This is a genomic window from Micromonospora sp. WMMA2032 (assembly GCF_002688545.1).
GTDB classification, from domain to species: Bacteria; Actinomycetota; Actinomycetes; order Mycobacteriales; family Micromonosporaceae; genus Micromonospora; species Micromonospora sediminicola.
Genome location: NZ_CP024052.1, coordinates 1,676,867 through 1,697,449, shown reverse-complemented (window position 1 = coordinate 1,697,449; position 20,583 = coordinate 1,676,867). Strand labels below are relative to the sequence as shown.

Genomic DNA, 20,583 nt, shown 5'->3' with positions numbered 1-20,583 from the left:
GCGGTCCGGGAGGCCGGGTAGCCGCCGCCCCGTCCGCCCTGGTCCGCACTGTCCGGTGGGGCAGGTGAAACCCCGCTGACGCGGACAAGGACGGGTGAACCCCGGAAGAGGAGGACGACGTGCAGGAGATCGTGGGCGAGAGCCTGGCCCGCCGCCTGGTGGAGTGGGGGGTCGACACCGTGTTCGGCCTGCCGGGCGACGGCATCAACGGCCTGATGGAGGGATTCCGCCGGCAGCGGGAGAAGCTGCGGTTCGTGCTGGTGCACCACGAGGAGGCGGCGGCGTTCATGGCCACCGGCTACGCCAAGGCCACCGGCCGGCTGGGGGTCTGCTGCGCCACCTCCGGGCCGGGGGCGATCCATCTGCTCAACGGGCTCTACGACGCCAAACTCGACCACGTGCCGGTGCTGGCGCTCACCGGCATGCAGGAGACGTCGGTGCTGGGCTCGCACTACCAGCAGGAGGTGCACACCACCCAGCTCTACCAGGACGTCGCCTCGTACAACCTGATGGTGACCAACCCGCAGCAGATGCCCGCGGTGGTGGACCTGGCGATCCGCGACGCGATGAGCAAGCGGACCGTGGCGCACCTGACCTTCCCCAACGACGTTCAGGTGGCGCCGGCCTCCGACGACCCGTACCGGCACGTGAGCCCGGGCAAGCCGCCGATGAGCGCCGCCACGGTGTCGTACCCCCGGCTGCCGGCCGACCCGCGGGAGCTGGCGAAGGCGGCCGAGGTGCTCAGGGCCGGCCGGAAGGTCGCCATGCTGGTCGGCGTCGGCGCACGGGGCGCCCGCGAGGAGGTGCTGGCGGTGGCCGAGGCCCTGGCCAGCCCGATCGTCAAGACGTTGCCCGGCAAGCTGGTGGTGCCCGACGACCACCCGCTGACCACGGGCGGGCTGGGCCTGCTCGGCACCGCGCCGAGCGAGGAACTGATGGAGGAGTGCGACACGCTGCTGATGGTGGGCACCTCCTTCCCGTACGGGAAGTACCTGCCCGGCCCGGGGCAGGCGAAGGTGGTGCAGATCGACGCCGACCCCAGCCTGATCGGGATGCGGCTGCCGGTCGAGGCCCCGGTCTGCGCGGACGCCCGCCTGGCGCTGCGGGACCTGCTGCCGATGCTGGACCACGCCCCGGACCGGTCGTTCCTGGAGAAGTACCAGGGCAAGATGAACGACTGGCGGTCGGAGATGGGCAGCCTGGTGGATCCGGAGCGGTCGCCGATCGCGCCGCAGTACCTGATGGGCTGCGTCGACTCCGCCGCCGCCGACGACGCGATCCTCACCTGCGACTCGGGAACCATCGCCACCTGGTCGGCGCGGCACTGGACGATCCGCGGCGACCGGGAGTTCTACCTGTCGGGCAACCTGGCCACGATGGCGCCCGGCCTGCCGTACGCCATCGCCATGCAGCACGCCTACCCGGGGCGGCAGGTGATCGCGTTCGTCGGTGACGGCGGGTTCGCGATGCTGATGGCCGAGTTCCTCACCGCGGTCCGGCACGACCTGCCGATCAAGGTGGTGGTCAACAACAACAACTCGTACGGGCAGATCCTCTGGGAGCAGATCATCCTCGGCTACCCCGAGTACGCGGTGCGGCACCGGCAGCCGGAGGCGGACTTCTCCACCTGGGCGCGCGGCTGCGGCGCGTTCGGCGTGAAGGTGACCGACGCGAAGGCGCTGCCGGGCGCGATCCGGGAGGCTCTCGCGCACCCCGGACCGGCGCTGGTCGACTGCGACGTGAACCCGAACGAGCCGCCGATGCCCGGCAAGATCAAATACGACCAGGCGAAACACTTCACCGAGGCGTTCCTGCGCGGTCAACCGCACAAGGTCGCCACCGTGGCGTCCGTCGCCCGCGACAAGATCAACGAGCTGCGCTCATGACCGAGGTGCTCCCCGACCCGGTCCTGCGTCCACCCGAGCCGACCCGTGACGTCGACCTGACCGCGCTCGCCGCCGACCTGCGGGCGGAGGTCGACGGCGAGGTCCGCTTCGACGCCGGCTCCCGCGCCGCGTACTCCACCGACGCCTCCAACTACCGCCAGGTGCCGCTCGGGGTGGTGGTGCCCCGCACCGTGGAGGCGGCGGTGGCCGCGGTGGCCGTCTGCCGCCGCCACGGCGCGCCGCTGACCTCGCGCGGCGGCGGCACCAGCCTGGCCGGCGAGTGCACCAACACCGCGGTGATCCTCGACTGGTCCAAGTACTGCCACCGACTGCTGGAGGTCGACCAGCGGGCCGGCACCTGCCTGGTCGAACCCGGCATCGTGCTGGACGAACTGAACGCCCGACTCGAACCGACCGGCCTGGAGTACGGGCCGCGCCCGGCGACGCACAACCACTGCACGCTCGGCGGCATGATCGGCAACAACTCCTGCGGCGCCACCGCGCAGCGCACCGGCAAGGTGGTCGACAACATCGTCGAACTGGAGGTGCTGCTGTACGACGGCACCCGGATGTGGGTGGGGGAGACCAGCGACGAGGAGTACGCCCGCATCCAGCGCGACGGCGGCCGCAAGGCCGAGATCTACCGGCGGCTACGGGCGCTGCGCGACGAGTACCTGGCCGACATCCGCACCCGCTACCCGCACATCCCCCGCCGGGTCTCCGGCTACAACCTGGACAGCCTGCTGCCGGAGAAGAACTTCCACGTCGCCCAGGCCCTCGTCGGCTCCGAGGGCACGCTGGTCACCGTGCTGCGCGCCCGGCTGAAACTGGTCCCCCGGGTCAAGGCCGACGCGATGGTGTTCCTCAGCTACCCGGACATCGCCGCGGCCGGTGACGACGTGCCGCGGATCCTGGAACACCAACCGATCGCGCTGGAGGGCATCGACGACAAGCTGGTCAGCTTCGAGCGGCGCAAGAACCTGCACCCGCACGCGCTGCACGAGCTGCCCGAGGGCGGCGCGTGGCTCATGGTGCAGCTCGGCGGCGACACACCCGACCAGGCTCGGGCCGCCGCCGACCGGCTGATCGCCGCCGTCCGTCGCGACGGTGGGCCGCGCGTGCACGAGTTCGCCGACCCGGCCGACGAGAAACGGATGTGGGGGGTCCGCGAGTCCGCGCTCGGCGCCACCGCCCACGTGCCCGACTCCGAGAACACCTGGCCCGGCTGGGAGGACTCCGCGGTCGCCCCGGACCGGCTCGGCGACTACCTGCGCGACCTGCAGGCGCTCTACCGCGAGTACGGCTACCAGCAGGCCTCGCTCTACGGGCACTTCGGGCAGGGCTGCGTGCACACCCGGATCCCGTTCCAACTGCGCACCGCCGACGGGGTCCGCGACTTCCGCTCCTTCGTCGAACGCGCCGCCGACCTCGTGGTCTCCTACGGCGGGTCGTTCTCCGGCGAGCACGGCGACGGGCAGGCCCGCGGCGAGCTGCTGCCGAAGATGTACGGCGAGCAGTTGATCCGAGCGTTCGGCCAGGTCAAGGCGATCTTCGACCCGGACGACCGGATGAACCCCGGCAAGGTGATGCCGCCCTACCCGCTCGACAGCCACCTGCGCCTCGGCGTCGACTACGACCACGGCGCCGTGTCGACCACCTTCGCCTACCCGGACGACGGGGGCAGCTTCGGCGACGCGGTGCTGCGGTGCGTGGGCGTCGGCAAGTGCCGGCGGCACTCCGGCGGGGTGATGTGCCCGTCCTACATGGTGACCCGGGAGGAGGAGCACTCAACCCGGGGCCGATCCCGGCTGCTGTTCGAGATGCTCGACGGCGCGGCCCGCGGCGGCGCCATCGGCGACGGCTGGCGCTCCGACGCGGTGCGCGACGCGCTCGACCTCTGCCTGGCCTGCAAGGGCTGCAAGGCCGACTGCCCGGTCAACGTGGACATGGCCACCTACAAGGCCGAGTTCCTGTCCCACCACTACGCCGGCCGGCTGCGCCCCCGCGCGCACTACTCGATGGGCTGGCTGCCGCTGGTGGCGACCGTCGCCGCCCGGCTGCCCCGCACGGTCAACGCCCTCGCGCACGCCCCCGGGCTCGGCCGCCTGGCCAAGGTCGTCGGCGGGATCGACCGGCGCCGGGACATCCCGCTGTTCGCGGCGGAGTCGTTCCAGCACTGGTTCGCCCGGCGTACCCCGACCGGCGACGGCGCCCGGGGCGAGGTCGTGCTCTGGCCCGACACCTTCACCAACCACTTCCATCCGGCCGTCGCCCGCGCCGCCGTCGAGGTGCTGGAGGCCGCCGGCTGGCGGGTACGCGTGCCGGACGGCCCGGTGTGCTGCGGGCTGACCTGGATCTCCACCGGTCAGCTCGACGTCGCCAAGCGGGTGCTGCGGCGCAGCGTCGACGCGCTCCGTCCCCACCTGCGCGCCGGCACCCGGGTGGTGGGGCTGGAACCGAGCTGCACAGCGGTGTTCCGCAGCGACGCCCACGAGCTGTTCCCGGCCGACGACGACGTCACCCGCCTACGGGAGCAGACCGTCACGCTCGCCGAGCTGCTGCACGACCACAGCCCCGGCTGGCAGCCACCCCGCCTGGACGCGCACGCCCTGATCCAGACCCACTGCCACCACCACGCGATCCTCGGCACCGCCGCCGACCAGGCCGTGCTGTCCGCTGCCGGCGTCGACGCCGAGTTCCTCGACTCCGGCTGCTGCGGCCTGGCCGGCAACTTCGGCTTCGAGCAGGGCCACCACGAGGTGTCCGAGGCGTGCGCGGAACGGGTGCTGCTCCCCGCAGTCCGGGAGGCCGCCGACACGGACGTGATCCTCGCGGACGGATTCAGCTGCCGTACCCAGGTCGAGCAGAGCGCCTCCGCCGGCCGTTCCGCGCTCCACCTGGCCGAGCTGCTGCGGGCGGCCATGCACAACGACACCGTTCCCCGGCGCCCGGAACAGGGCTGGGGTGACCGGCCCCGACCGCCCGGCCCGATCACCCGCTGGGCGACGGCCGGTCTGGTGGCGACCGCCGGGCTGGCCGCGGCGGCCGCGTTGGCGCGCCGGTGGTCGCGGTGACCGGCGTCAGTCTCACCGCCGAGGCGTACCGGATCCCCACCGACGCCCCGGAGGGCGACGGCACCCTCGCCTGGACCGCCACCACGCTGGTGCTGGTCCGGGCGCGGGCCGACGGGCACACCGGGATCGGCTGGACCTACGGCCCGACCGCCGTGGTCGCGGTGGTGGCGGACCTGCTCGCGCCGGTGCTCACCGACCTCGACCCGGACGACGTGCCGGCGGCCTGGGACCGGATGCGCCGCCGGCTGCGCAACGCCGGCCGCCCCGGCGTCGCCGGGCTCGCCCTGTCGGCCGCCGACTGCGCGGTGTGGGACCTGAAGGCGCGCCGCCACGGGCTGTCGCTGGCCCGGCTGCTCGGCGCCGCCCGCCGGGAGGTGCCGGTCTACGGCAGTGGTGGCTTCACCACCTACGACGCCCAGCGGCAGCACCGGCAGCTCGCCGGCTGGGTGCACGAACAGGGCATCCCCCGCGTGAAGATCAAGATAGGGGAGTCCTGCGGCACCGCGGTGGAGCGCGACCTGGACCGGATGCGGCAGGCGCGCCGCACCATCGGCGACGACGCGGAGCTGTTCGTCGACGCCAACGGCGCCTACCAGCGCAAACAGGCGGTCCGCGTCGCGCACGCCGCCGCGGACCTGGACGTGCGCTGGTACGAGGAGCCGGTCAGCTCCGACGACCTACCCGGCCTCGCCCTGGTCCGCGACCGGGTCGCGGCCGACGTGACGGCGGGGGAGTACGGCTACGACCTGGTCTACTTCCACCGGATGGCCCCGTACGTCGACTGCCTTCAGATCGACGTCACCCGGTGCGGCGGCATCAGCGAGTTCCTCCGCGCGGCGGCGGTGGCGGACGCCGCCGGGATCCAGGTGTCCGGGCACTGCGCGCCGCACCAGCATCTGCCGGTCGCCGCCGCCACACCGAACCTGCGGCATCTGGAGTGGTTCCACGACCACGTCCGCATCGAGGCGATGCTCTTCGACGGGGCGCAGTCGCCGACCGGCGGCGCGGTGCCGGTGCAGCTCGACCGGCCGGGCAACGGGTTGGCGTTCCGCGCCGAGCAGGCCCAGCGGTTCCGGGTGGCCTGACATGACAGGTCGACCGCCGGGACGAGCGCTGCGACGCGCGGCACTGACCGGCCGCGTGGCCTGGGGCGCTCTGCTGCTGGTCGCTCCCGGCGCCCTGCTGCGGCCGGTCGGACCGGCCACCCCCGCCGCCCTGGCGACGCTTCGGGTACTCGGCGCCCGGCACCTGGTCCAGGCCGCTGTCACCGTGCGCCGGCCCGCACCCGGAACGTTCCTCGCCGGCGCGGCGGTCGACGCCGTCCACGCCCTCAGCACGCTCGCTCTCGCCGCCGTCGATCGGCGGCAACGGCACGCCGCGCTGGCCGACACCGCCGTCGCCGCCGTCTGGGCGGTGCTGGGCGCGACCACGGCACGACACGAGGAGGAGTCATGAGGGCCGAGGAACTGCACCAGCCGACCGGACGGGTGCTGGTCGTCGTCTGCGACAAGGGCGACGAACCGGTGACCGCGCTCGGCGACGCGCTGCGCCGGCACGACCTGCGCGCCGGACGGGTCACCGCCGTGGGCGGCTTCCGGGAGGCCGAGGTCGGCTGGTTCGACCGGGAGCAGGGCGACTACCGGCACATCCCGGTCCGCGAGCAGGTGGAGGTGCTGTCGCTGGTCGGGGACGTGGCCGCCCGGGACGGCGAGCCGGCCCTGCACGTGCACGCGGTGCTCGGCCGATCCGACGGCAGCACGGTGGGCGGGCACCTGCTCTGGGCCCGGGTGTGGCCGACGCTGGAGGTGATCGTCACCGAGGTCGCCCCGGAACTGGCCAAGCGGGTCGACCCGGAGACCGGGCTGGCGCTCATCGCCGGTGCCGGCCGGTAGACCCGGTCAGCGGCAGGGGTCGACCTGGCCGAGCGTCACCGCGGTCTCCAACATCAGCGCGTGCACGAACCCCTGGGGCAGGTTGCCGCGGAGCTGGCGTTGCCGCACGTCGTACTCCTCGGTGTAGAGGCCCGGGGGGCCGCAGGCGGCCCGGTTGCGTTCGAACCACCGGTTGGCGCCCACCGCGTCGCCCGCCTGCCACGCGGCCAACGCGGCGGCGAACCCGCACAGCAGGAACGCGCCCTCGGCGTCGCCGAGCGGCCGACGGTCCGGACGGAACCGGTAGAGATAGCCGTCCTGGGCCAGGTCCGCGACGACCGCCTGGTGGGTCCGGGCGGTGCGCGGGTCCTGCGGCGGAAGCGCCCCGCGGATGCCCGGCAGCAGCAGCGCGGCGTCGACCCGGTCGTCGTCGTACGCGCGGCGCCAGTGCCCGTCCCCTGCCAACCCGTGCGCGGCGGCGTCGGCCAGGATCCGGTCGGCCAGCGCCGACCAGCGCGCGGCCGGGCGAGCCGTCGCGGCCCGCGCCGCCGCCCGCAGCCCGGCCACGCAGGTCAGCTTCGAGTGCGTCCACTGCCGGGGCGGCAGCTCCCAGATCCCGGCGTCCGGCTCCGCCCAGCGCCGCTCGATCACCTCGGCGGCCACCCGCATCGCGCGTCGGCCGTCGCTGTCGAGCCGGTCGTGGCGCTGCGCGGCCGCCAGCACCATCAGGACCTCGCCGAACGCGTCGAGCTGGAACTGGCCGCGTACCCAGTTGCCGGTGCGGGCACTCGCGCCCGGATAGCCGGGCGGGCCGTCCAACGGCTGCTCCCGCGGCACCGGATCCCCGCCGACCGTGTACGCCGGCGCGAGCCCGTCGCCGTCGGCGAGCACCCGACCGGTCAGGAACGCGACGGCGTCGTCGAGCAGGTCGTACCGCCCGACCAGCGCGGCGGCCTGGCCGGCGAAGGACTGGTCGCGGATCCAGGCGTACCGATAGTCGTAGTTGCGCCCCGCCATCGCCCGCTCCGGCAGTGCGGTGGTGGTGGCGGCGACCATGCCGCCACCAGGGCGGGTCATCCCGCGCAGCACCGCGTAGGCAAGCGTGGCGTCCCGGGCGGCCGGCCCGGACAGCGTCGGGACCGCCGACGCCCAGTGGTGCTCGGTGGTGCGCCACAGCTCCCCGGGGGCCTCGCACGGCTGGTCGAGCGGGCCGGCGGCCAGCTCCAGCACCAGGTCGTGCCGGCCGCCCGCCGGGACCGTCAGCTCACCGGCCAGGAAGCCCTGCCGGTCGCGGCGCAGCCGGCCACCGCCCTGAAACCGCAGGTGCAGCCCACCGGTACGGGCCGACCACCGCTCGCCGTCCCGGGTCACGTCCCGCACCGGCTCCCGGCCGAAGCCGGCCCGCGGGTCCAGCACCACCCGCACCCGCGCCGGCTGCTGCAACGCGCGAACCTGGCGCAACAGCACCAACCGGCCCGCCTCCCCGGGGAAGACCAGCGCCTCCCGGGACTCCACGATCCCGTCGCCGGTGACCCACCGGCTGCGCCAGATCAGCGAGCCCGGCTCGTAGTGCCCGCCCCAGACGAACCGGTCCGCCGCCGGCGCGACCAGGTACCGGCCCGCCCCGCCGAGTAGCGCGCTGAACACCGCCGGGTCGGACCAGCCGGGCGCGCACAGCCACGCGACGTCCCCGCCGGGGCCGATGAGCGCGCCCCGGTGCCCGTCGGCGAGCAGCGCGTAGTCCCGCAGCACCGCCGGCGTGGTGCCGGTGGCCGGCTGGTCCATGGCTGTCGTCCCTCCCCTCGGCGTCCGTGGCGTGCGGTACCCGATCGTCCCGCGCCGACACGTCGGGGCCGCGCGAATCAGACGCGCCGAGGCGACTGGGTCGCCCGGCCGCGGGTAGTGCGGGCAGCAGGACCCGACGACAGGAGGCGAGATGGGCATGCGGCGGCAGGACATCCAGGTGGCGGTCGTGACCGGAGCCAGTGCGGGAGTCGGCCGGGCCACGGTACGGCTGCTGGCCCGGCGCGGTATCGCCATCGCGCTGCTGGCCCGCGGGCGCGTGGGGCTCGACGCCGCCGCCGAGGAGGTACGCGCCGCCGGCAGCCGGGCCCTGCCGATCGAGATCGACATGGCCGATTACGACCAGGTCGTCGACGCCGGCCGGCGGATCGAGGCGGAGCTGGGCCCCATCGACCTGTGGATCAACGACGCGTTCAGCTCCGTCTTCGCGCCGTTCCAGCAGACCCGGCCGGAGGAGTTCCGCCGCGCCATGGAGGTCACCTACCTCGGCTACGTGCACGGCACCCGCGTCGCGCTGTCCCACATGACCCCCCGCGACCGGGGCACCATCGTCCAGGTCGGGTCCGCGCTGGCCTACCGGGGCATCCCCCTGCAGGCGGCCTACTGCGGGGCGAAACACGCGATCGTCGGATTCACCGAGTCGCTGCGCTGCGAGCTGCTGCACGAGCGCAGCAACGTCAGGGTGACCATGGTGCACCTGCCGGCGGTGAACACCCCGCAGTTCGACTGGCTGCTGTCCCGACTGCCCCGGCACGCCGAGCCGGTGCCGCCGATCTACGAGCCGGAGGTGGCCGCCCGCGCGATCGTCGGCGCCGCGGACCGACCCCGGCGGCGCGAGTACTGGGTCGGGACCTCCACCGTGCTGACCATCCTCGGCAACCGCGTCGCACCCGGGCTGCTGGACCGCTACCTGGCTCGCACCGGCTACCGGTCCCAGCAGACCGGCCGCCCCGCCGATCACGACCGGCCGAACAACCTCTGGCACCCCCTCGACGGGCCCGGCGGTCACGACTACGGCGCGCGGGGCGACTTCTCCTCCCGGGCGCACGGCCACAGCCCGCAGGCCTGGCTCTCCCGACACCGGGTGAGCGTGGCCGCCGGCGTGCTCGGGACGGCCGCCGGCGTCCTCGCCTGGCGCCGCGCCTGATCAGCCGTCGCCGGTCGTCCCGGGGCCACCGACCGGGCCACCCCGATCGGAGGCGTCGGGCAGGTCGGCCACCGGCGGGGGCAGCAGGCCACGGTCCGGCGCTGATCCGGCGGACCGCCGCGGCCCGCAACCGGCCGCCGCCGGCGTGCAGCAGCGCCGCCTTCGCCGCGTTCGCCCCCGGCCCGCCGTGCACCCCGCCGCCGGGGTGCGCCGGCACTGCCCGGATACAGCCCCCGGACCGGGGTTTCCGCCCGCCCCAACCCCGGCAGCGGCCGGAACACCAACTCCTCATCGCGCCCGCCCTGTCCGTCTGCGCATGGTCTCGGCGTTCCCCGCGGCATCCGCCGAAACGAACGGTCAACCGCCGGGCCGCGGCGACGCGCCGGGCACGTCGGCGAGGCTGCTGCCGTCGCCGAACCGGCCGCGGGTGATGACGCTGAGGCTCCCGTCGGTCTCCAGCACCACGGCCGCGAGGTCACCGAGGTCGCCGGTGCCCTGGCTACGCGCGGCCTGCCGGATCTCGCTCTCCGCCACCCGGACGGTGCGCATGGTCTCGTACCGGAGTTGTCCGTCCCGCAGCAGCAGGGTCGGTCGGGCCTTGAGCAGCCGCTGCGACGGTGGCCAGCGGACCGCCAGCAGCGCGGCGGCGTACTGCAGGGCGACCAGCAGGGCCAGCGCGAGGATCCCCTCGGCCAGGGAGACGTCCCGGGACAGCAGGATCGTGGCCAGCGTCGAGCCCAGAGCCACCGTGACCACGAAGTCGAACGCGTTGACCGTGGGCGTGGCGACGGCTGGGAGCGATACCAACGGGGCGACGATCCACATCGTCCGGTCGCTAGACTCCGGGACGAAGCCCGGAGCCACCCTCAGCACCCCGTGCGCTGACCAGAATCGGATGGAGAGGCCATTGACCGCAGACAAGGCCGCACCCCCCGGAATCGACCGCACCGTTCCCAGCGTGGCCCGGGTGTACGACTACTTCCTGGGCGGCAAGGACAACTTCGAGGTCGACCGGCAGGTCGCCGAGCACGCCCTGCGGATCACGCCGGACGGGCCCGCCGCCGGTCAGGCGAACCGGGCCTTCCTGCGCCGCGTGGTGCGCTTCCTCGTCAGCGAGGCCGGCATCGACCAGTTCCTGGACGTCGGGTCCGGGCTGCCCACCCAGGGCAACGTGCACGAGGTCGCCACCGCGCACGACCCGAGCGCCCGGGTGGTCTACGTGGACAACGACCCGATCGTCCTGGCGCACGGGCGGGCCCTGCTCGCCGCGGAGGGCACGACGACGGTGATCCAGGCCGACATCCGACGTCCGCAGGAGATCCTCGGCGATCCGGACGTCCGCCGATTTCTCGACTTCGACCGGCCGATCGGGTTGTTGCTCTTCGCGATCCTGCACCATCTCGGCGACGACGAGGAGCCGCGAGCCGTGTCGGCGGAGTTGATCGACGCGCTGCCGTCCGGCAGCTACGTGGCGATCTCGCACTTCCGTGACCCGGGTGCGCGGGACCCGGAGGGCTCCCGGAAGGCCCGCGAGGTCGAGCGGGTCTTCAACGAGTCGCTGGGCACCGGCCGGTGGCGGACCGACGAGGAGATCCTCTCCTTCGCCGACGGGTTGACGCTGCTGGAGCCGGGGCTGGTGCCGTTGGCCGAGTGGCGTCCGGATCCGGGCACGCCCGCGCCGAAGCAGACCGACACCTACCACACCTTCGTCGGACTGCTCGCCCGCAAGCCGTAGGCGCTCGCGACGTCGCCGGTGCCCCCGCCTCTGGCGGAACGGACCGCGACGAGACTCGCCGAATGCCGGCCCGGACCCGCCATCGGGAGGATTGCTACTCTGCGCGTCGCCGCCGGAGCGTCCGACGTGGTGCCGCGGCCGATGGAGGAAGTGGCGTGCGCGCGATCTCCCAGTCCCGACGACGGACGGCGGTCGGCGTCGTCCTGGTGCTGCTGGCGTCCGGGTGCGGCGCGGACCCTCCGGCGCGCACCGGCGCGGCTGCGCCCACGACGGTCAGCACGGACCGCGTCGCCCCGCCCTCGACCCCGTCCGCCGGCCGGGCCGGGCTGGGACCCGCGCCGGTCGACTGCCCGCGGCCCGGGTCGGCGCCCCGGTCGTCGAACCGGCTCAGCCCCACCGCCGGGTCCTACCTGGGGCGCGCCGGCGGCACGGCGACCGCCGTGGACGTGACCCCGGCGTGCCAGATCGTGGTCGGTGGGCGGTTCACCGGCCTGCCGGGCGGGCCGACGACGACGATCGGTCGGGGTGGCGCCGGCGCGCTGCTGCTGCTCGACGGCACCGGCCGCCGGCTGCTGCGTACCGTCCGGCTGGCCGGCGCGGTCGAGGACCTGGAGGTACGCCGCGGCGGCGGGGAGATCGCCGTGGCGACCGACCGCGGCGCCGTGCTGCTGGACGCGGCCGCCGGGCGGGCGCGCTGGCAGCGCGGCGGGCCGGCCAGCCGGGTCGCGGTCGGCTCCGCCGGCACGGTCGCGGCCCTGAGCGGTTCCACCGTCACGGTGTACGACCTGGGCGGCGCGACGCTGGCCCGGGTCGCGCTGGACGGCCGCACGGTCAGCGACGTCGCCGTGGACGACCGCAGCGGCCTGGTCTTCGTCAGCGGTTTCCGGCAGACCGGCGGCGCGCGGTGCGTGCCGGTGCAGATCGCGTACGTGCACGCCTACGACCGGCGGGGCACGCTGCGCTGGCGTGCGTACGACCATCCCGTGGACCGGCTGGGTGACCTGTGCGCGGACAGCCGCGCCGACCGCGTGGCGATGGGCCGGGACGGGCGGTTGTACGTGGCCGGCGAGACCGCCGGCGGGAACACGGTCTTCGCGCGCTCGGCCGCCGACGTGGGGCGGCCCGCGCCGAACGTGGTCACCGACGACTTCAGCCGGGCCAGCAACACCGGAAACGCGCACTACACCTACCTCGCGCGCCTCGATCCCGCCTCGGGACGCCAGCTCGCCGGTCAGGTGGTGATCAGCCGCATCGACAGCAAGGGCGACCGGGGCAACACCATCACGCCGCTCGCGGTCACCGCCGACGAGTCCGGTCGGATCTACGCCGGCGGGGTGTCCGCTTACCAGATCGCCGGCCGCGCCCAGGTGACGCTCGGCGGCCGGCGGCTGGCCCCGTACGCCGGTGGTGACGCCTGGGTGCTGGTGCTCTCCGCCGACCTGCGGCGGCGGCTGACCTGGGTGGTGTTCACCGACGGCGGCGCCGGCGTGGTGCGCGGGGTGGCCGTGGCCGGCGGCGTCGCGGCGGCGGCGGCGCAGGTGGACCGGGCCGGCTTCTGGCGCGGGCCCGGTCCGTCCCTCGGCGCCGGCGGCGGCTACCTCGCCGCCTGGCCCGGCCTCGGCTGACCCGCGTCGCGGGGCCCCCGATCCTGGACGATCCCGCTACTCGGTGCGCAGCGCCGTCGCCGTCCGGGTCCGGGCCGCCCATCCGGCCGGCAGCAGCGCTCCGAGCAGGGCCGTCACCGGCCCGCCCAACGCCAACGCCGTCAGGAGGACCGGCCCGTACACGTCGAGCAGCGTTTCCGGCAGGCGCAGCCCGCCGCTGGCGGCCATGGCGGGGACGACGAGCCGTTGCATCGCCATGCCGGCGGGTACGCCGAGCAGCCCGCCGAGCAGCCCCACCCCGGCGACGGACGCGACCACCATCGCGATCGTCTGGCCCGGCGTCATGCCGAGTGCCTTGTGGACGCCGAGGTCGTGGACCCGGTCGCGCAGGTCGAGGACGAGCATGTTGAGCACACCGAGCGCGGCCACCGCGAGGAGCAGCAGGGTCAGCGTGGCGGTCAGTCCCTCCACGACCACCAGGAGCGGGTCGGTCTCCAGGCCGGTCGGCTGTGCGGTCAGGGCCTGCGCGGCGAGCGCAGCGGTCAGCCGCTGCGCGTAGTCGCCGGCGTCGGTGCCCGGGGTGAGGGCGATCCGGTACTCGGCCGGCTTCCGATCGGCGAACGCGGTGGTGTCGGCGAACACGGCCATGGTGGACTCGAAGACCTCACCGACGATGCGCAGGCGCGCCGAGGTGCCCTCGACGTGGACCGTGACGGTGTCGCCGATCCGGGCTCCGGTCGCCGTCAGCAGGGGACCGCTGGCGACGGCCTCGCCGGGCGCGGTGAACCAGCGTCCCGACACCATCTCGAAGCCGTCCCACGTCGCGTCCCCGGTGATCGCGGTGACGGAGACCGGCTCGGAGATGCCCACCACCGTGCCCGGTGCCTGGGCGAGGCCGTACCTGGCCCGGGTGTCCCGCTGGGCGTCGATCGCCGCCAGCACCGCCGCGGGGTCGGCGGTGAGCGGGGCGCCGGGTCCTGCGGCGCGGTCGCCGCCCACCGTGACGTCCGCGACGTTCTGGTCGAGGGCGGTCTGGATGCGCAGCAGCGACGCGCCGAGTCCGGTCGCGAACGTCACCGCCGCCGTGCCCGTCGCGACGGCCAGCAGGATCGCGACCGTGGCCACCGGTCTGGTGAACGGGCGGGCCAGCCCGAGGCCCACCGGCCTGGCCACCGGCAGCCGCGCCGCCACGCGTGACGCCCACCGACCCCGCGCGGGGCCGGACGCCCGTCCGACCGCGATGGCGTCGACGGTGCGCAGCCGGCCGGCCCGCAACGCGGCCGCCCACGCGGTCACCGCCACCACGGTCAGCACCCCGGCGGCGGCCAGGGCGGTCACCCACCAGGCGATCGTGGCGTCGGCCGAGCCGTAGAGCTGCTCGGTCTCGGCCAGCACCGGCAGCGCGACCAGGTTGCCGGTGACGGTTCCGGCGACGGTGCCGACGGTGGCCGGCACCAGCGCCTGGGCGACGTAGGCGCGGACGACGCCGGCGGGCGTGCAGCCGAGCGCCTTGAGGATGCCGATGCGGCGGGTGGCCGCGCCGACCGTCCCGGCGACCACCGTGCCGACCACCAGCGTGGCCATCACGATGCCGAGCAGCGCGAACGCGACGAGGAACGGTACGAAGACGGCCGCGTCCTCGACGGCGTGCTGTCGCACGTCCAACCAGGACCGGGTGCCGGCGACCGCGTCGGACGGCAACGTGGCGACCACGGCGTCGCGGCCGGTCCCGACCTCCGCCGCGGTGCGCGCGTCGGCGAACCGGTAGAGCATCTGGTAGCCGCCTGCCGTCCCCGGCCCGTCCAGCACATCGACGGCGGACGGCAGGACCCAGGCGCCGGCGGTGTCGCTGACCGACCGCGCCGTACCGACCACGGTGAAGTCGGCGCCGGCGGGCGTGGCCAGATGGGAGCCGGGCGGAAGGCGGACGGCGCCGCCGGCCAGCACGATCTCGTCCGGGCGGGCCGGCCACCGTCCGTCGGCCAGCTCGACCCGGTCGACCGGGCCGGCAGGGTCGGCGCGGGCGACGACGCTCAGCGGGGGCAGCCGCATCCCGCCGCGATCCGTGAAGGTGACCACCAGCACCCGGTACGGTCCGGCGGCGGCGACCACGCCGGTCGCCGAGGCCGAGGCGGCGAGCTGCGTCTCGGTCACCGCGCCGGGATTCGCCCGCACGGTCAGGTGGGCTCCCCGCTGGGTCGCGAACGCGTCGTCGAAGGGCGCCGCCGACGCGACCAGCAGCCCGGCGCCGAGCACCGTCGCGGTGACCGCGGCCGCCGTGACGAGCCCGATGACGGCGGTCTGCACCCGGCGACGCCGTAGGCCGGACCGGACGACCCGACCGAGGCCGTTCACGCGTCCCCCTCGACCCGGCCGTCGCGCAGCCGGACGGTGCGGCTGGCGCACGCCTGCGCCAGCCGCAGGTCGTGGGTGACGAGCACGATCGTCTGGCCGCTGTGGTGCAGCTCGTCGAGCAGGTGCCGCACGTCCTCGCCGGAGGCGGTGTCCAACGCGCCGGTCGGCTCGTCGGCCAGCAGGAGCGCGGGACGGTTGATCAGGGCGCGGGCGACGGCGACGCGCTGGCGCTCGCCGCCGGAGAGCCGTCCCGGATACGTGTGCGCGTGCCGGGTGATGCCGAGCGAGTCCAGCAGGCGGGCCGCGTGGTCGCGGGACGCGCGGGCCGGGGCGCCGGCCAGCTGGGCGGGCAGCAGCACGTTGTCCAGGACGGTCAGGTCGTCGAGCAGGTTGAAGAACTGGAAGACCAGGCCCACGTGTGCGCGCCGGAAACGGGCCGTGGCGGCCTCACCGAGGCTCTCCAGGCGCGTTCCGGCGACGGCCACCGTGCCCGCGTCCGGCCGGTCCAGCCCGGCGAGCAGGTTGAGCAGCGTCGACTTCCCGCTGCCGGACGGTCCGAGCACGGCGACGGACTCGCCGGGGTGGACGGTCAGCGACACGTCCCGCAGCGCCGGCGGGCCCTCGCCGTAGCGGCGGGTCACCCCGCGCAGCTGGATCACCGGTTCGGTCATGTGTCGCCCCTCGGGTCAGGCCGGTCGTACGGACGTCGTGACGTTAGGGGCGGGTCCGAGGCTCGGGCATCGGTCCGGCGACGCATCGGCCGTACCGCCGGGGTGGGATCTTCGCCCCGGGTCATCCCTGCGATGTAGTCGCCCTGCACACCGTGGCTGATGCCGGAAACGGCACGCGGCGGCGAGAATGTCGCGTGTGAGGGGCATCGTGGCGACGGGACCGCTGCCGCGGCCGGGTTGGCGGGCGCTGCTGCTCGACGCCGCGCTGGCGGCGGTGCTCGGGCTCGTGTGCTTCCAGGCCGCCACGGACGACGCCGGAGTTCCGCCGCCGCTGCCGCCGCCGTTGCCGCCGCTGGGGACCCTGCCGGAGGTGCGGCCGGCGGAGCCCGGATCGAGTCTCGGGGCGCTGCTGCTGGTCTTCGTCATGTGTGCGCCGCTGGTGCTGCGTCGCAGGTATCCGCTCGCGGTGCTCTGGGCGACGATGGCCGCCGCGTCACTGGTGCTGGCGACGGACGGGGCCCGGCAGCCGAACCTGTTCCCGTGTGTGGTGCTGACCTGCCTTGTCGCCGTCTACAGCGCGGCGGCGCACAGCCCGTACCGGCTGCCGGCGTTGGCGTCGGTCCCGGTGGCCGCGCTGCTCGCCATGGCCCTGCGGGAGCTGATGCTCGTCCCGGTGCCGGCGGACCGTCTGCCGTTCGTCCTGCTGGCTCCGCTGGTGGCCGCCGCCGGTGGTCACCACGTGTGGCGACGCCGCGCGGGTGAGGACCAGCAGCGGCTCACCGCCGAGGCCCGCGCCCACGAGGAGGCGTTGCGCGACGCCGTGGCCGGTGAGCGGGCCCGCATCGCCCGCGAACTGCACGACGTCGTGACCCATCATGTGAGCGTGATGGTCATCCAGGCCGGCGCAGCCCGCACGGTGCTCGCCGCCGCACCGGATCAGGCGCGGGAGGCGCTGCTCGCCGTCGAGTCGACCGGCCGGTCCGCGCTGACCGAGCTGCGGCACGTGATGGGCCTGCTGGCCCAGCCCGAACCGGGTGACCCGGAGGACCCCCAGCCCGGGATCGAAGGGCTGCCCGAGCTGATCGAACGCGTGCGTGACGCCGGTGTGCCGGTGCGCCTGACCATTTCCGGCCAGCGGCGGCCGGTCACCTCCGGCGTCGGCCTGACGGCCTACCGGGTGGTGCAGGAGGCGTTGACCAACATGGTCCGGCACGCGCCCGGCGCCGCCGGCACGGTCGTCGTCGAGTACGCGCCGCAGAACCTGCGGATCGAGGTCGGCAACACCGAGCCCGACATCCCGGCCGTGACCGGCCCGACGGGTGGGCGTGGCCTGATCGGGCTGCGGGAGCGGCTCGCCGTCTACGGCGGGACGCTACGCTCCGGGGCCCGGCCGGGCGCCGGCTACCAGGTCGAGGCCCTGATCCCGTGGGAGGCGACATGACGGTGCGGGTGGTGGTCGCCGACGACCAGGCGCTGGTGCGCACCGGGTTCCGCATGATCCTCGCCGCCGGCGGGGTGGACGTGGTGGCCGAGGCGGCAACCGGCGCGGAGGCGGTGGACGCGGTCCGGCGGACCCGGCCCGACGTCGTGCTGATGGACGTGCGCATGCCGGAGCTCGACGGGCTGGAGGCCACCCGCCGCATCCTCACCGGGGCCGCCGCGGTGCCGAGGATCATCATCCTCACCACCTTCGACCTGGACCAGTACGTCTACGCCGCGCTCGCGGCCGGCGCCAGCGGATTCCTGCTCAAGGACGTGACGCCGGAGCACCTGGTCGCGGCCGTACGGATGGTGCAGGACGGTGACGCGCTGCTCGCGCCCGCCATCACCCGCCGCCTGGTGCGCCGCTTCGCCCGCCCGGATCCGCACACGGCGACCGTGCACCGCGATCTGGCCACGCTGACCCCCCGCGAGACGGAGGTCCTGCGCCTGCTCGCCGGTGGTCTGAGCAACGCCGAACTCGCGGGCGCGCTGCACCTGTCCGAGGCGACCGTGAAGACCCACGTCGCCCGGATCCTCGCCAAGCTCGGTCTGCGCGACCGGGTCCAGGCCGTGGTGGTCGCCTACGAGACGGGCCTGGTCAGCCCGGGTTCGCCGGACGACTGAACCAGGAACGCGTACGTGGCCTCGTCGTCGGCCATGATGGAGAGCGTGAGTTCTCCCCTGGACACGCTGCCGAAGATCGGTGCGCCGGCGACGCGCGCGTTGAACAACGCCGGTTACACGGCTCTGCGTCAGCTCGCCGGGGTGCCGCGCGCGGAGTTGGCCACGCTGCACGGCATGGGGCCGAAGGCGCTACGGACCATCCAGCACGCGCTCGAGCAGCACCACCTCAGTCTGGGCTAGGACGCGACGTCGCGCGTGATCCCGGGCCGTGCGCTCCCCGGTCACGACTCGGCACGATCCGGCCGGTGGCGCGCGAACGCGTCGAGCCGGCCCCACCGGCCGGGAATGTCGAGCAGGGTGATCCGCTCGAAGGCGGGCGGGAGCGCCGGAGTGGTGGCGAGGTGGTCCTCGTGCGGCTCCAGACCGAGCATCGTCCGGATGAGGAGCAGCGACGCGCCGCTGGACCAGGCCTGCGGACTGCCGGCGGTCGGGTAGCGGACCGGGTACCGGGTGGTCCGGCGGTCGAAACCGCCGAACGCCTCGGGCAGCCGGCCCTCGAAGTAGCCCGCCGCCTGGATGATGCCCTCGGCGATGCGCCCCGCCTCGTCGGTCAGGCCGTAGCGGCGCAGGCCCCAGGCGATGAAGGAGTTGTCGAAGGGCCAGACAGTGCCGGTGTGGTAGCCGAGCGGGTTGTAGCGGCGCTGCCCCTCGGCCAGCGTACGGACGCCCCAGCCGGAGAACAGCGCCGGACTCATCAGGTGTTCGGCGACTCGTCCGGCGCGCTCCGGTGGGACGATGCCGCTCCACAGGAGGTGCCCGATGTTGGAGGACAGGCTGTCCACCGGAGTGCCGTCGCCGTCGAGCGCCAGCGCGTAGTAGCCGCGATCGGCCAACCAGAAGTCCCGGTTGAACCGGTCGTACAACGCCGCCGCCTCGCCCTCCAGGCGCTCGGCCAGGGCCGGGTCGCCCCAGAAGGTGCGCGCCAGCCGGGCTGTGCGGATCTTGGCGTCGTAGGTGTAACCCTGGGTCTCACAGGTCGCTCTGGGGAAACCCGGCAGCCGGCCGTCGGCGTAGGAGATGCTGTCCCAGGAGTCCTTCCAGCACTGGTTGTCCAGGCCCGTGGACCGGTTGCGGCGTTCGTACGAGACGTAGCCGGTGCCGGTCAGGTCGGCGTGGTGGTCGAGCCAGTCGAGGGCGGCGCGCGCCTCCTGTTCCAGCTCGCACACCAGGGCCGCGTCACCGCTCCACCGCTCGTACTCGTCGAGCAGGACCAGGAAGAGCGGGGTGGCGTCCACGGTCCCGTAGTACGGCGAGTGCGGTTGTTCCTCGAAGGCCGCAGACTCGCCGTACCGCAGTTCGTGCAGGATCCGACCGGGATCCTCCTCCAGCACGTCGTCGGTGCGCGCCCCTTGCAGCGAGGCGAGGATCCGCAGGGTCGTCGGTGCCAGGGACGGCGTGAACGGTAGCGTCTGGAGGCAGGTCAGCAGACTGTCCCGGCCGAAGAGGGTCATGAACCAGGGCAGCCCGGCGGCGGGAACGGTGGCGCCGCCGAGCGAGAGCGGCGCGAACCGCAACGCGGCCAGGTCCACCAGGCTGCGCTCGTAGACCTGTCGCAACACCGGGCTGTCGGTGTCCAGCGTCGGCGCCGCCGACACCCAGGCCCGTGCGCTGTCCGGCAGGGTGGACGCGTCGGGCCGGAGGGCCCGGGGCCCGGACCGCAGGTCGACGCCGTCGGGCCGCAGCGCCCTCATCTCGGCCCGTATCTCGACGGTCCAACTGGATCCGGCGGCCAGCCGGATCGGGAAGTGGAGGTGTTCCGGTGTGAAGGTCGCCGGTTCACTGGCCGTGAGGACGATCTCCCGCTGGAAGGTGCCCCGACGGTAGCCCAGCCGCAGCTCGTCCGGCGCGGCGTGGGCGTAGCGCTCGCCCACCTTCGTGCCGACGTCGAACTTGATCTCGAAGATGTCGGCGAAGTCGGAGTCCACCTCGAGACGGACGGACAGGTCCAGATCCGACTCACCGTAGTTGAAGACGGTGACGACCTCCACGAGGTCGGCGCCGATGCGGCGTCGTCGGATCGCGGACACGTCGGCCTCGACGTAGTCCATCCGGCCGCCGGGCACGAGGAAGAACGCCACCTCGAAGTACTGGCTGTCGTCCACGGAGAGGGCGGTCATCCGCTCGCCGTCGACGGTGAGCACCCAGCGCGACAGGTACCGCGTGTCGGCGGCGAACAGACCCACCGGCGCGGCCGACGACGCCTCGATGTCCCCACTGCTGTCGGAGACGACGAAGGTGTTGCCGTCGATGCACGACACCGTGCCGGGCACG

At 74.4% G+C, this 20,583-nt stretch carries 16 protein-coding genes and 1 pseudogene; 11 read left to right on the top strand and 6 right to left on the bottom strand.

What is annotated here, in order from left to right:
- Positions 1-119 precede the first annotated feature (119 nt).
- Genes CO540_RS07205 through CO540_RS07185 form a run of 5 tightly spaced genes read left to right on the top strand, consistent with a single transcriptional unit; the run spans position 120 to position 6,852 of the window.
- A complete protein-coding gene (locus tag CO540_RS07205; RefSeq protein ID WP_099161435.1) occupies positions 120-1,886 on the top strand; it encodes a thiamine pyrophosphate-dependent enzyme in 1,767 nt (588 codons plus the stop codon).
- Positions 1,883-4,960 (top strand): FAD-binding and (Fe-S)-binding domain-containing protein, encoded by a 3,078-nt coding sequence (locus tag CO540_RS07200; protein WP_099161434.1) that lies wholly within the window; start codon positions 1,883-1,885, stop codon positions 4,958-4,960. The genes CO540_RS07205 and CO540_RS07200 overlap by 4 nt, the downstream gene beginning before the upstream one ends.
- On the top strand, positions 4,957-6,045 hold the full coding sequence (locus CO540_RS07195; RefSeq protein WP_099164640.1) for an enolase C-terminal domain-like protein: 1,089 nt from the start codon (positions 4,957-4,959) through the stop codon (positions 6,043-6,045). Before CO540_RS07200 ends, CO540_RS07195 begins: the two co-directional genes overlap by 4 nt.
- A gap of 1 nt (position 6,046) precedes the next feature.
- Positions 6,047-6,415 (top strand): hypothetical protein, encoded by a 369-nt coding sequence (locus tag CO540_RS07190; protein WP_157779073.1) that lies wholly within the window; start codon positions 6,047-6,049, stop codon positions 6,413-6,415.
- Positions 6,412-6,852 carry a PPC domain-containing DNA-binding protein gene (locus tag CO540_RS07185; protein WP_098745225.1) on the top strand — a complete coding sequence of 147 codons (441 nt, stop codon included), beginning with the start codon at positions 6,412-6,414 and terminating at the stop codon, positions 6,850-6,852. Before CO540_RS07190 ends, CO540_RS07185 begins: the two co-directional genes overlap by 4 nt.
- A 6-nt stretch (positions 6,853-6,858) precedes the next feature.
- On the opposite strand, the gene CO540_RS07180 is transcribed toward CO540_RS07185, so the two are convergent.
- Positions 6,859-8,616: a glycoside hydrolase family 15 protein gene (locus CO540_RS07180; RefSeq protein ID WP_099161432.1), complete on the bottom strand. Its 1,758-nt coding sequence runs from the start codon at positions 8,614-8,616 to the stop codon at positions 6,859-6,861.
- A 151-nt stretch (positions 8,617-8,767) separates the two neighbouring features.
- Here CO540_RS07180 and CO540_RS07175 point away from each other — a divergent pair, with 151 nt between their 5' ends.
- Positions 8,768-9,781 carry an SDR family oxidoreductase gene (locus CO540_RS07175; RefSeq protein ID WP_099161431.1) on the top strand — a complete coding sequence of 338 codons (1,014 nt, stop codon included), beginning with the start codon at positions 8,768-8,770 and terminating at the stop codon, positions 9,779-9,781.
- Between the two features lie 151 nt (positions 9,782-9,932).
- Here CO540_RS07175 and CO540_RS30825 read toward each other — a convergent pair.
- Positions 9,933-10,065, bottom strand: a pseudogene (locus CO540_RS30825) (dehydrogenase); the annotation flags it as partial.
- A gap of 73 nt (positions 10,066-10,138) precedes the next feature.
- Positions 10,139-10,588 (bottom strand): DUF421 domain-containing protein, encoded by a 450-nt coding sequence (locus CO540_RS07170; protein WP_253866527.1) that lies wholly within the window; start codon positions 10,586-10,588, stop codon positions 10,139-10,141.
- 100 nt (positions 10,589-10,688) lie between these two features.
- On the opposite strand from CO540_RS07170, the gene CO540_RS07165 reads away from it, so the two are divergent.
- Complete coding sequence (locus CO540_RS07165; protein ID WP_099161429.1) at positions 10,689-11,516, top strand: SAM-dependent methyltransferase; 828 nt, start codon at positions 10,689-10,691, stop codon at positions 11,514-11,516.
- A gap of 155 nt (positions 11,517-11,671) precedes the next feature.
- Positions 11,672-13,141: a hypothetical protein gene (locus CO540_RS07160; RefSeq protein ID WP_099161428.1), complete on the top strand. Its 1,470-nt coding sequence runs from the start codon at positions 11,672-11,674 to the stop codon at positions 13,139-13,141.
- A 36-nt stretch (positions 13,142-13,177) separates the two neighbouring features.
- On the opposite strand, the gene CO540_RS07155 is transcribed toward CO540_RS07160, so the two are convergent.
- Both CO540_RS07155 and CO540_RS07150 read right to left on the bottom strand, forming a co-directional pair.
- Complete coding sequence (locus CO540_RS07155) at positions 13,178-15,475, bottom strand: FtsX-like permease family protein (RefSeq protein ID WP_099161427.1); 2,298 nt, start codon at positions 15,473-15,475, stop codon at positions 13,178-13,180.
- The gene (locus tag CO540_RS07150) at positions 15,472-16,146 is read right to left on the bottom strand and encodes an ABC transporter ATP-binding protein (RefSeq protein WP_099161426.1); all 675 of its coding nucleotides are present in this window, start codon (positions 16,144-16,146) and stop codon (positions 15,472-15,474) included. Before CO540_RS07150 ends, CO540_RS07155 begins: the two co-directional genes overlap by 4 nt.
- A gap of 187 nt (positions 16,147-16,333) precedes the next feature.
- Between CO540_RS07150 and CO540_RS07145 the strand changes: the two genes are divergently transcribed.
- From CO540_RS07145 to CO540_RS07135, 3 genes are read left to right on the top strand one after another with little or no spacing between them, the layout of a single operon-like run.
- Positions 16,334-17,587 carry a sensor histidine kinase gene (locus tag CO540_RS07145; RefSeq protein ID WP_099161425.1) on the top strand — a complete coding sequence of 418 codons (1,254 nt, stop codon included), beginning with the start codon at positions 16,334-16,336 and terminating at the stop codon, positions 17,585-17,587.
- On the top strand, positions 17,584-18,252 hold the full coding sequence (locus tag CO540_RS07140; protein WP_099161424.1) for a response regulator transcription factor: 669 nt from the start codon (positions 17,584-17,586) through the stop codon (positions 18,250-18,252). Before CO540_RS07145 ends, CO540_RS07140 begins: the two co-directional genes overlap by 4 nt.
- A 36-nt stretch (positions 18,253-18,288) precedes the next feature.
- Positions 18,289-18,492 carry a helix-hairpin-helix domain-containing protein gene (locus CO540_RS07135; protein ID WP_253866706.1) on the top strand — a complete coding sequence of 68 codons (204 nt, stop codon included), beginning with the start codon at positions 18,289-18,291 and terminating at the stop codon, positions 18,490-18,492.
- 41 nt (positions 18,493-18,533) lie between these two features.
- Here CO540_RS07135 and CO540_RS07130 read toward each other — a convergent pair whose 3' ends face one another.
- Positions 18,534-20,582 carry a glycogen debranching N-terminal domain-containing protein gene (locus CO540_RS07130; RefSeq protein WP_099161423.1) on the bottom strand — a complete coding sequence of 683 codons (2,049 nt, stop codon included), beginning with the start codon at positions 20,580-20,582 and terminating at the stop codon, positions 18,534-18,536.
- Position 20,583 lies beyond the last annotated feature (1 nt).